Raw genomic sequence first — 12,262 nt, forward strand, 5'->3', positions numbered from 1 at the left:
CCCCTACTCCTGATCCCTAATTTTGCCAAAATCTCAGGCCCAAAATCTTCGGCCAGATAGAAATTTTTTTGATGGTTTAAAACACAGTTGTTCAACGATTTGACACTCTACCGGCTTGCCCCCCTTTACATTACAGATAGCCTGGCTTGTTCTTCGCAGCTCTAACCACGTAACAAGGGAGTAAGGGATGAATAGCTTTTTATTGATTATTATCGCCGCTATAGGATTTGCGAGCGTTTCTAATGCCGAATCAACGTCTTTAAATGACAAGATTATTATTGAGAGAATGATTCTATCCCAACTTCAATCTCAATTATCAAGCCTTAAAACTGAGCACGACAAACTTGCAAAAGCTATTGTGACCAATGATGCTCGTGATAAAAATGCACCAAAAATTGAGGTTTATAAAAAATTGATCCTTGAAAAAGAAATTGAAATTCGATACCAAAATGCAAAATTGCAGGAATTAGTTAACGCTGAAGAGCAGGAATTAGTTAACGCTGAAACTGAAAATTCAGCCAATGAAGCCGGGGTAAGGGGCTTCACCAGTTCAAGAGTACCGCGCGGAGTAAGGGGAACACCCAGAGTAATCGGGAATCTCGGAGTTACGGGCAAGGGAGACATAATTCCAAAAATCGCTCCAAAATTTGCCTGTGGTTCACCCACTGGAAAACTTTCTTCTGATACTTCCAATGAACTTCCGCTAGAACATTGCGATCTTCAAGCGAGAAAATTTGGAAGTGCAGATGCAACAAAAGCAAAACCTACTGGCGAGTCACCACTCTCTCGCGAGAAATAACCAAAAGAATTATTAATTGTGATTGTTAATAAACAAGGCGGCGGCGGGTTTGACCGATGGACCAGTTTGTAAACAAAATGGCCATGATTACTAAAATTAATAGATTGATCCACAGCGAATGATCCCAACGACCTAAGAAAAGTTCTCGAGAAACTTTTACGCCGTGAGTGAGTGGCAATACCCACGCCATGGCTTGTGCCCATTTTGGCAATTGCGATAATGGAAAAAATGTTCCGGCAAGGAGTGACATGGGAGTGACAACGATTGAGAAAAAATAAGTAAATGAATCATAATCACGAGCATAACTTGTTACAACCATCGACATAGCGCTAATACACCAGGCAAGTAATAGTAAAACAGGAAGTGCAAGCCACGCTTGCCAGTGATGTATCATTCCTAAAACCAAAAATACGGTCATAACACCTAAAACACCAAAAAAAGCTTTGCTCGCACCCCAAAAAATTTCTCCAGCTACAACTTCTTCTACAGAAACGGGGGTCATCATTATTGTTTCATATGTTTTTTGAACACGTAATTTTGTGAAGCTTGAATAAGTAGATTCAAAAACAGCACCTTGCATTGCTGTTGTGCATAGAATTGCTGGTGCTAAAAACATCAAATACGGAACCCCATCAATTTTACCGACAAAAAACCCAAGGCCATAACCAAAAGCCACAATGTAAAGTAAAGGTTCAGTGAAACTCCAAAAGATAGAGGCTATGAAAAATTTTTTGAAATAGAAAAAATCTCTGTACCAAACACGATATGCGCCGATTCCTAATTTAGGAAATGTTATCATATCTCTCCACATGGTTTTAAAACCCTGGAGTCTAATCATGCTGATTTCTCAATTTGATATGTCATTTTTAATCCCTTAACTCATGCCCGGCGACTTTTAGAAAAACATCTTCAAGCGTGGCTTTACGCACTGTCATATCATCACTTGGAATAAGACTAAGCGCTTGCTTACCGTCTTGACCACTTTTGATAAACAAATGAAAACGATTGCGAATTACTTGGTAGTCATAATAACTTTTTACTTTTTCGATAAAATAGTTCTTATCTGCATCTCCGCAGGTGAACTCTACAACTTCATGACCAATGTGCTCAGCAACGAGATCTTGAGGTCTGCCTTCGCATAAGAATTTTCCGTTATCCATGATAACCAAACGATCACAGATCTGCTCAGCTTCTTCCATGTAATGAGTGGTGAGAACCATGCTCATGCCATTTCTTTTAAGTGATCTCAAATTATCCCAAATCAGAAGTCTTGCTTGCGGATCAAGCCCCGTTGTTGGCTCATCTAAAAAAAGCATTTCAGGCGCGTTGATCATCCCGCGCGCAATTGCAAGTCTACGCTTCATGCCGCCTGAGAGTTGATCGACTGGCGCCATTGATTTTTCGTCAATTTTCATAAACCGTAGTAGCTCGCGGGCGCGCTTTTCAGCCATATCTTGTGGAATATTGTGATAGCTCGCATAGATCAAAAGATTTTCAAGTACCGTGAAATCGGTATCAAGACCATCTTCTTGCGGTACAACGCCAATTCGTTTTTTGATTTCTGAACTGCGGGTCATAACATCAAGACCCAAAACGTGGAGCTCCCCATCAGAAACCGGGGAGAGGCCATACATCATTTTCATAGTCGAAGTTTTGCCCGCACCATTGGGGCCAAGAAAACCAAAACATTCGCCACGTTTAATTTGAAAATTAATGCCGTTAACGACAGTTTTATCGCCGTAACGTTTAATCAGACCGCGACCTTCAGCAACGATGTCGACCATAGATTTTTAATCCGCTTTTTCGGCGCGCTTTCTTTTATTAGGGTCTAAGTATCTTTTTCTAAGACGAATATTTTTTGGTGTTACTTCAACAAGCTCATCATCAGAAATCCATTCAAGGGATTGCTCTAAACTTGTAGGAGCGGGAGGAGTTAATTTAACAGCCTCGTCAGCACCTGATGAACGCATATTTGTTAATTTTTTCTCGCGCGCAACGTTTACGATAAGATCATTATCTTTTGCATGCTCACCAATAACCATTCCCTCATAACAAGGAATGCCGGCACCAATAAACATGCGCCCTCGGGGCTCAAGATGAAATAGACCATAGGCAACTGAATCGCCCAAACGATCTGCGATAAGAGCACCGTTCATGCGCCCGCCGATATCACCTTTCCAGGGTTCATAACCTGCAAAGATGCTATTCATAAGGCCCGCACCTTTTGTGTCTGTTAGAAATTCACTGCGATAACCAATAAGACCTCGAGAAGGAACCAAAAATTCTACGCGTACACGACCTGAACCTTTATTATTCATATTGGTCATGACACCTTTTCGAAGACCCATTTTTTCTGTGACGATACCAACTGTAGCTTCAGGAACGTCGAACACAACGTTTTCCATTGGCTCATGTTTTTCGCCGTTAATTACTTTGGTAACAACTTTGGGTTTACTGATTAAAAGTTCAAAACCTTCGCGGCGCATTTGCTCAATCAAAATAGCCAATTGAAGTTCTCCGCGACCAAAAACTTTAAATGAGTCAGTGGCATCGGTTTTTTCCATGCGTAAAGAAACGTTATAGAGAAGTTCTTTCTCTAATCGCTCTAGAATTTTTCGACTTGTAACTTGATCGCCTTCTTTACCAGCAAAGGGTCCGTTATTTACGGAGAAGATCATGCTTACAGTAGGCTCTTCAACCACAACCCGTGGAAGTGGCAATGGGTTTATACCATCACTAATTGTGTCTCCAATTTCGATATTTTGCTCACCAGCGATGATAACGATATCGCCTGCGGGAACTTCTTTTGTTTCAACCTGTTTGAGACCTTCGTAAGTGAAAAGCGCTACAACACGAATTTTATTAATTTTATCAGCCTTACAAACACTGACGGTATCGCCAACTTTAATAACACCTTCACGAACACGACCGATTGCTAAACGACCAACAAAATTATTGTAACCAATATTTGTTACTAAAATTTGGAGTGGGTTTTCTGGTTTTCCTTTAGGAGCTGGAACCACGTCGAGAATAAGTTTAAAAAGTGGTTCCAAATTTTTACCAGGGAGATCACGATCTTTTAAATCATTTACAGCCCAACCATCACGCGCAACGGCATACACGATTGGAAAATCCACTTGCCAGTCTTCAGCATCGAGATCGACAAACAAATCAAAAACTTCATTTACGACTTCGTCAACGCGCGCATCGCTTCGATCAATTTTATTGATACAAACAATTACTTTAAGACCATCTTCCAGAGCTTTCTTTAAAACAAATCGTGTCTGTGGAAGCGGACCCTCTGATGCGTCAACTAAAAGCATGACACCATCGACCATCTTGAGCGTTCGCTCAACTTCACCACCGAAATCAGCATGCCCCGGTGTGTCGACGATATTGATCTTATAATCTTGATACTGAACCGAGGTATTTTTCGCCATAATGGTGATACCGCGTTCACGCTCAAGATCCATGGAATCCATAACGCGTTCTGCTACAACTTCGTTTGACCGAAAAGTTCCGCTTTGTCTGAGAAGCCCATCCACTAGAGTCGTTTTACCGTGGTCAACGTGGGCAATGATTGCGATATTTCTAATTTTTTGTTCTGCCATAAGTCCCTTTGGTTCTTTGGAAAAAACCAAATAAAGTATTTAACTGCTGCGCGTTTTAATCTCACCTACACTATTTGTCGAAGAGAGAAATTGCAACTAGAAGAGCATGTGGATACAATTTGGTGGTATGCAAACACATCTGGATTTACCCATATGGTCTATTGCTCCCTTTTTAGCCATTGTACTCAGCGTCGCTATTTTACCTGTTTTAGCACCCAGGTTTTGGCATCGGTACCACCATTTATTGTTAGCAATGTTCGCCATTCCCGTTATAGCGCTCTGTGCGGCAGTGAACTATCATTGGGTCGTTCATAGTTTCGTCGACTATGTCATTTTTATCTGCCTACTTGGCGCGCTGTATTCAATCGGCGGAAGTCTTTTAGTTGTCGGAACCCCAAAAGCAAACCCCGTAACAAATCTTGCCTATATGGCTTTTGGTGCCATTATCGCCAACTTTATTGGCACATTGGGCGCCAGCATGCTTTTGATTCGCCCACTTTTACGCAGCAATCGCGGCCGAAAGCATGAAGTTCATGTCATCGTGTTTTTTATTTTCATTGTTTCAAACGTTGGTGGGCTACTCACACCCTTAGGCGATCCACCATTACTTTTAGGTTACATCATGGGAGTTCCGTTTTGGTGGACTCTTAAGCTGTTTCCGGTTTGGTTTTTTGTCGTCACTTCACTCTTAGGAATTTTTGCGGCCCTTGATTCTTATTATTACCTTCATGATCCTGATTTTCGCGGCCCCATGAAACAAGAATTAGTTAAAGAGACAATTCAAATCACTGGGCGCTGGAATTTAGCACTCATCCCGGTTGTTATGGCGGCTTTGATATTACCTCAGGCGATTCCACATGAATATGAAATGTGGCGACACGCTCTGAGAGCGACAATTCTTATTGGTGTGGTTTATGTGAGTGGGCTGATCACACCAAAAATCGTGCGGACTTTAAATAATTTTTCATGGGAGCCGTTTAAAGAAGTGGCTATGGTTTTTGCGGCGATTTTCGCCACAATGATTCCGGCAATAAAGTATCTTGAGTTGCACGCAACTCAATTGGGAGTTCAATCTGCTTGGAGTTTTTATTGGTTGAGCGGTATTTTTTCAGGCATCTTAGATAATGCACCTACTTATGCTTCGTTTTTCGCACTCGCTCAGGGTTTGGGGAAAGATGTCGTTTCACTTACACTCGAGAATGGAACAAATATTTCTGAGACACTGCTCACAGCTATTAGCTGCGGAGCTGTGTTTTTTGGTGGCCTGACCTATATCGGAAATGCGCCGAATTTATTAATCAAAGCTGTTGCTGAAGATGAGAAAGTAAAAATGCCGTCATTTTTTGGCTTCCTCATCTGGAGCTTTGCCTTTCTTGTCCCCGTTTTATTCATGACCGCCGTCTTATTTTTCGAATAGATTACCAAAAGTAAGGCCGTACCTTTTTGTAATTAGCCGTGGCCGCCCATGAGGAAGGATTCGTGGCTGGTGTCTGATTGGGCGGAAAGATCGAATTGTGAAAAATAATTTCCGGCGATGTGAAGAATTTCATCTGCGGTGGGGGCTTGAAAAAGGCTTTTACGAAAATTTTGGCTTCCTGGGTAACCTGCCGAAAACCATGCTGCAAATTTTTTCATTTGAAGCATTGAATAACGAACATCGTTTCGTTCATCGACGAGTTCTTTGAGTCTTCCTAATGATTTGCAAAAATCTTTGTCTGTGGATTGTGGATAATCATTGTGAATAAGTTCTTGGGCTTGCTTGAAAATCCAGGGGTTTTTTAAACATCCGCGACCAATCATTACCCCATCACAGCCAGATTCACGCAAACGTCTCACGGCTGTTGCTGCAGAATTAATGTCGCCGTTTCCGATAATGGGAATAGAAGCCTTTGCCTTTACTTCACCAATTAAATCCCAATCTGCGAGCCCAGAATAACCTTGAGCACGAGTTCTGCCATGAATTGCAACCCAACTTACACCCGCATCAGCGGCAGCTTTAACAATGTCGTGGGCGTTGATAGTTTTGTCATCCCAACCTGTTCGAATTTTAATTGTCAGTGGAATTTTAATGGCAGATTTTATTTGAACTAATATTTTAAAAAGTACCAAAGGTTCACGCAACAACGCAGCTCCGGCTCCTTTTTTTACAACCTTCGGAACAGGGCAACCTAAATTAATATCCACAAAATCAGCTCGCTGCTCTTCAACAAACTGAGCAGCACGAGCTAGAACTTCGCCTTCTTCTCCAAAAAGTTGAACTCCAATGGGGCGTTGTTTTTCAGAAAAGCTCATCAGGTCTATGGTCCTGTGACTTTTGTATTCAATTCCGTATGCAGAAACGAGTTCGGTGATGACTGGACCACATCCCATTTCGCGCATAAAAGTGCGAAAGGAATTGTCTGTAATGCCAGCCATTGGTGCTAAGACAAATGGGTTTTTATTAAGTTCAGCCTTCAAATCGATCATGGACAAGGTTTATATCACAATCTCCATAGAATTTCAGCCCAGAGAGATTTATAATATAGGGAGATTAATTTCAGGGGGTAATTGTGACAAATTCGCAAAATGACGGCCATGGGCACGGAAATCATCCACATAATATGCAAGATAAGAAAACCTTTAGAATTTTAATTGGTGTCATTGTGTTGCTCGTCGGCTCAGCCATTTTATACAAGTACCTCAGAGACGGTGGCTTGGGTTTTAATGTTAACAAAACAGGCGAAAATGCCTGTGTGAAAGAAGTGAAAACCGTTGAAATGAGAGATGATAATATTAAAGGCATCATTGATAAGGGACAAAAAATTAAAGTCGCCATGGGTTGGTATGAATGTAACCCGATCAAAAAGGGTGATCTTGCTGTGTTTTATCGCCCGGGTCTTCTTGATGTTCCGTATGTAAAAGTTGTGCGTGGAGCCCCAGGTGAAAAATTTAGTGTAAAACCTGATAGTTCAAAAAAAGGGTGGAACGTTTATATCAATGGCGATGCGATCTCATATAATGGACGAGCATTTGTATTTGGTGATATTCGCGAAGAGCCAGCACTAAGAAGATATGAAGTAGTTCGCAATGGTGTGCTCAGAGACAATGAAGCTATTTTGATGTCGACAGTTCCGCCTGGAGATTTTGATAGCACGACAACTGGTCTTCACTTTTCTGGTGGATTAATTGGAAAAGTAATTGAGATTGCGGGTCAAGAAACTGATGAAACCGAAGAATCTAAAGACGCAGAAGTAAAAGATGATGCTCGCAAACCTGCTGAAGAAAAAACTGAAGTTACTGAGACTGAGGCTGAAAATTCTGTCACTGAAAGTAAGTGATTTTTATGCCGCAAGAATCTTGATTTAATGTAAATCCGTGTTTTTCACCCTACATCGAAATATTCATACTGATTTTTCACCCAAAGGGTAAAAAATAAGATACACTAAATCTCTATGAATAGGTATCTTGAGCCCTACATACAATCGGACTTAAAAGAAAAGATGGTGTTTCTTGGAGGCCCTCGCCAAGTTGGCAAGACCACTGTGGCATTAAATCTTCTCGGAAATGCAAAAGAAAATTATCTCAATTGGGATATTAACGAACACCGTGATAGCATTTTACGAAACGAACTCCCGCCCAAAGGTTTATTGGTTTTAGATGAAATTCACAAAAACAAATCATGGCGACGTTTTGTTAAAGGGCTCTATGATAAAAGTAAGATTTCTCATTACAGACCCATTTTAGTAACCGGAAGTGCTCGCCTTGATTATTACCGATTTAGCGGCGATTCACTTCAAGGTCGCTACCATTATCATCGACTTCACCCCCTCTCATTAGCTGAAATAAAATCAACTTCACAAAAGGATTTAATGTCATTGTTTGAGTTAGGCGGTTTTCCGGAACCTTTTTTAAAAGGGGCGAAAATCTCAGCCCTTAGATGGTCACGAGAATATAGAAATCGACTTATTCGAGATGATATTATTCCTATCGAAGAAATTTCAGATCTCACAAAAATGGAACTACTCTTGATGCGTTTACCTGATTTAGTGGGAAGTCCATTATCGATAAATGCATTACGCGAAGATCTAGAAGTATCACATAAAACACTTAAAAGATGGCTCGACATACTTGAGCGATTTTATGGCATTTTTAGACTAGAACCTTTTGGAGGAATCAAGATTAAAAGTGTTAAAAAAGAAAGCAAACACTACCACTTTGATTGGACTCTCATTCAAGATTCTAGATTTCGTTTTGAAAATATGATCGCCTCTCATCTACTAAAATGGGTTCATTTCAAACAAGATACAGAGGCTCTCGAGCTTGAATTAAAATTTTTTCGTGATACAGAACAAAGAGAAATTGATTTTGTGCTTTGTCAAAATTCTCAACCAACTCATTTTATCGAGTGCAAATTTGCAGACGATTCGATTTCAAAAACTCTTTATTTCATCAAAAATAAATATCCAAATGCAAACGTCATTCAGCTTCATCTGACTGGTAAAAAAGATTTTATATCCCCCGAAGGTATTCGTGTGATGCCCGCAAAATCATTTCTTGCAGATTTGGTTTAAAAGCAAAGTTACATACTATGATAAACCCTATTTCTGGTAAAACCTTTTGCCCGAAGATCTTTATGCTGAGCTAAATCTCGCTCTGCTTGCCTGCGACTTACGGTGCCGTTAAGCTTGAGCATGTAACTTTCAACAGTGATTATTTGATTTTCTTGAATCAGTTTATTTAATATTTTCATTCGTACATTTAGAGATGAAAGTGTGGTTGGTTTTTTTAAACTTTTATTAAACGGCACATCATCACTCAAAAAACCCCATTTCAAGAAGGGCTTTAAAGAATTTTCACTCGAACGATACATTTGCGCACCTCCCAAACTCCATATTCCGATATAGAATTGGCTCATTGATGAAACTTCGACCCCTGACAAAACGCAATTCATCCAATTCTTAAAAAGTTTACGCGAAGGCTTTAAAGTGAGATGACTGACAAATTCCAACAAAACACCAACCACCGTGGGCCAGGGTTGCTTGCAAATTTCTTCATTGAAAAGTACTGGATGGATTTTCTTCCAATGTTTATTAAAATACTGAATCAATTGTTCAGTAAGCCTTGGATCAAAACGACTCCACTGTGTGAATAAACTCAAGTCTTCGAGAGATAAATCTTCATCACTTTGAATTTTATCATAGGATTTTTGAAGCTCTTTAATTGTCGGGATTTTAGATAGACCTTTCATTTGAAAGCTCGTTTCATGATTTCAGCGCTTAATGGACCCATTTCAAACTCCTTATAGTTTTTCAATCAACTTGCATATATTATACGACTTTTACATAAATGTCGCAATACTAAATTGGTGAACAATTTTAGTTATTTGAGTAAATATAAGTCTAGCTGATAAGATCATCGCCTAAATTAGAGCCCTGCTGCTTGTGCTGTTAAAGACAAACTACTCATAAAGTCTGGCCATAAAGCCTTAGCGAAGTATCGCTTTAAATAAATCGTTATTAAATCGATTTTAACAAGTGGTCAATCAATTCGCCTCCAACCCCTTAAAAACAGTGTGTTTCTTTTAATACCCCCATTGTTCTCAAGTTTTAGCTCAACCCAGCCGAAAGTAACATGCAGGTGGTAATCGTATTTTGAACGTATGTGGTAATAGGCTCATCGCTGTGTTCGCAAGTCTTGTGTTTTTAAGCACAAGCATGTATCCGTCTGCTTCTTTTGCCGCTGGAGAAAACCCACAAACATTTACATATCAAGGTCGCCTGATGAACGCTGCTGCCACTGCACCCCTTGGCGATGCTACAGCCGATATTCGCGTTGATATTTTAAGCCCCCAACCAAATCCCAATGAATGTATTTTATTTGCCGAAGATCACCTAGGTGTTGCACTTAATAACGGCGTGTTTTCAATTAAAGTTGGTGGCGGTATTCGCACTGCAGGTGTTGATCCTGGCAAAACCATGCGCGATGTTTTTACAAACGTTGGCGCGTTAGCAAATCGCGCAGCAGCTCCTCCTGTACCTCTTGCTGGTTTAGGCGTTGTTCCTGATCCACAAATTTGTCCAGTAGCTTACACTGCTGCAGTAAATGATTTCAGAATGCTTCGCGTAGTTGTAAATGCTGCTAGCTTAGGTGGTAAAGTTTTATTAACACCCGATCAATCTTTAACTGCAGTTCCTTGGGCAATTAATTCTGAGCGCGCTGAATCTTTACAAGGTTTTGCTGCTTCTGGATTTGTACAAGTAACAAATGCTGGTGCTGGTGCATCAGATATTTCACAAGCAAATGTTTTAAATCTTGTTAACGGTACTGATATTTCAGGATTAGCAACACCACTTCATAATCACGATGCAAGATATTTTAGAGCTGGAACTGATGCTGATCTTACCACTGGCGACGTCTATGCCGTACGCGCTGGTATTGGTGGGGGATTAGTAGATGCTTCAATGCCCGCAGGTGTTGATCTTTATATTAGACAAGCTAGCCCTGCACTTCGTTTAGGTTCAAACGATGCTGGTGGTACTAACACCATGAAGATTGAATTTTATGATGCCACTGGCGCAGGTGCAATGCGCGGACGCATTGAAACAGGTCAAAGTGCAGCGGGTGGAATTAATATCTACACCGATGGCACTGCTACTTCACAACTTGCAATCAACGGCGGTGGTGCTTCATTTAATAAAACAGTTCAAGTTGGTAAATACATTGCTGGTGGCGGTGTTACAGGTGAAACAACTTTAGAAACTTCCCTTAACGGTGCCCCAGCCGCATCTGCTGGTTATGTTTGGATGAACACATCGACTAATAAATTACGTTATTGGGATGGAACAATTGCTACAGGTAAAAATGTCGCCTCAGAAACTTGGGTTAATGCTGGCTACTTAGATCTTAGTGGCAATAACACAATGACTGGTGCTCTTAAAGCTAACGCTGGAACAGCTGCTTTACCCGGTTATACATTTTCAAATGCAGGTAACCAAGATACTGGTATTTCATCAAGCACGGCTGATCAATTAGCTTTTTCAACTGCGGGTGTTGAAAGAGTGCGCATTGACTCAACTGGCGGCGTTGCCGTTGGTGCATTTGCTCCCACTGCGATGATGCATTTACCTGCGGGTACTGCGAATGCTTTAACTGCTCCTTTAAAATTCACAATGGGTACAAATCTCACAGCTCTTGAAAACGGTGCCATGGAGTTTGATGGTGCTGATCTTTACTTCACGGCTTCTGGTACTCGTTCAAAAGTCTTAGTAAGTGGTGGTGGAGCTGGAGATTTTATAAAAATTGATGGCACAAACACCATGTCAGTTGCTACTCAATTTAAATCAGCAATTGGATCAGCTACCACACCAGGGATTACTTTTACCGGTGACACAAACACTGGTTTATCTGCTGCAATTTCAGATACTTTAGTTTTATCAACTTCGGGTGCTGAAAGATTACGTATTGATCCAAACGGACGCATTGGCGTTGGAGCATTTGCACCAACCGCTTCTGTACATTTACCCACAGGTGTTGCGACTGCTAATGGCGCACCATTAAAATTCACAATGGGTACAAATCTCACAGCTCTTGAAAATGGTGCTGTTGAATTTGACGGCACAGATTATTTCGTCACAGCTAATAACTCACGTAAAAAAATCATCACTGGTTCTAATGGTGTAAATGATTTTCTCATGACTGGCGGTACAAACGCCATGACAGCTGCGATTAATGCTTTTGACGGCAACGCTGCTACACCTGGTTATACTTTCGCCGCTGATACAAATACTGGTTTTTATCGCTCTGCAGTTGATGAAATGCGTTTTGTCACTAACGGTGCAGATCGTGTGACTTTTGATGCTACTGGTAAGGTCGG

The 12,262-nt window shown here is 40.8% G+C and carries 10 protein-coding genes; 5 read left to right on the forward strand and 5 right to left on the reverse strand.

Annotated elements, in window-relative coordinates; genetic code table 11:
- The first annotated feature begins 187 nt into the window (after window positions 1-187).
- Complete coding sequence (locus tag SGI74_13115; GenBank protein MDZ4678435.1) at window positions 188-799, forward strand: hypothetical protein; 612 nt, start codon at window positions 188-190, stop codon at window positions 797-799.
- Window positions 800-824: 25 nt separating this feature from the next.
- Here SGI74_13115 and SGI74_13120 read toward each other — a convergent pair whose 3' ends face one another.
- Genes SGI74_13120 through typA form a run of 3 tightly spaced genes read right to left on the reverse strand, consistent with a single transcriptional unit; the run spans window position 825 to window position 4,410 of the window.
- A complete protein-coding gene (locus SGI74_13120) occupies window positions 825-1,637 on the reverse strand; it encodes an ABC transporter permease (protein MDZ4678436.1) in 813 nt (270 codons plus the stop codon).
- A gap of 28 nt (window positions 1,638-1,665) precedes the next feature.
- Window positions 1,666-2,583, reverse strand: coding sequence for an ABC transporter ATP-binding protein (locus SGI74_13125; GenBank protein MDZ4678437.1), 918 nt, complete (start codon window positions 2,581-2,583; stop codon window positions 1,666-1,668).
- Window positions 2,584-2,589: 6 nt separating this feature from the next.
- Window positions 2,590-4,410, reverse strand: coding sequence for a translational GTPase TypA (gene typA, locus SGI74_13130; GenBank protein ID MDZ4678438.1), 1,821 nt, complete (start codon window positions 4,408-4,410; stop codon window positions 2,590-2,592).
- A 106-nt stretch (window positions 4,411-4,516) separates the two neighbouring features.
- On the opposite strand from typA, the gene SGI74_13135 reads away from it, so the two are divergent.
- The gene (locus SGI74_13135; GenBank protein MDZ4678439.1) at window positions 4,517-5,827 is read left to right on the forward strand and encodes a sodium:proton antiporter; all 1,311 of its coding nucleotides are present in this window, start codon (window positions 4,517-4,519) and stop codon (window positions 5,825-5,827) included.
- Between the two features lie 32 nt (window positions 5,828-5,859).
- Here the strand turns inward: SGI74_13135 and dusB are convergent, their stop codons facing one another.
- Window positions 5,860-6,876 carry a tRNA dihydrouridine synthase DusB gene (dusB, locus tag SGI74_13140; protein MDZ4678440.1) on the reverse strand — a complete coding sequence of 339 codons (1,017 nt, stop codon included), beginning with the start codon at window positions 6,874-6,876 and terminating at the stop codon, window positions 5,860-5,862.
- Window positions 6,877-6,959: 83 nt separating this feature from the next.
- On the opposite strand from dusB, the gene SGI74_13145 reads away from it, so the two are divergent.
- Window positions 6,960-7,727, forward strand: coding sequence for a S26 family signal peptidase (locus SGI74_13145; GenBank protein MDZ4678441.1), 768 nt, complete (start codon window positions 6,960-6,962; stop codon window positions 7,725-7,727).
- Between the two features lie 114 nt (window positions 7,728-7,841).
- A complete protein-coding gene (locus SGI74_13150) occupies window positions 7,842-8,960 on the forward strand; it encodes an AAA family ATPase (GenBank protein MDZ4678442.1) in 1,119 nt (372 codons plus the stop codon).
- 8 nt (window positions 8,961-8,968) lie between these two features.
- On the opposite strand, the gene SGI74_13155 is transcribed toward SGI74_13150, so the two are convergent.
- The gene (locus SGI74_13155; GenBank protein ID MDZ4678443.1) at window positions 8,969-9,637 is read right to left on the reverse strand and encodes a hypothetical protein; all 669 of its coding nucleotides are present in this window, start codon (window positions 9,635-9,637) and stop codon (window positions 8,969-8,971) included.
- 403 nt (window positions 9,638-10,040) lie between these two features.
- Here SGI74_13155 and SGI74_13160 point away from each other — a divergent pair.
- Window positions 10,041-12,262, forward strand: a 2,222-nt coding sequence (locus tag SGI74_13160; GenBank protein MDZ4678444.1) for a hypothetical protein, incomplete at its 3' end; no start/stop codon positions are given.

It is taken from the genome of Oligoflexia bacterium, assembly GCA_034439615.1.
In the GTDB taxonomy this organism is placed as follows: domain Bacteria; phylum Bdellovibrionota; class Bdellovibrionia; order JABDDW01; family JABDDW01; genus JAWXAT01.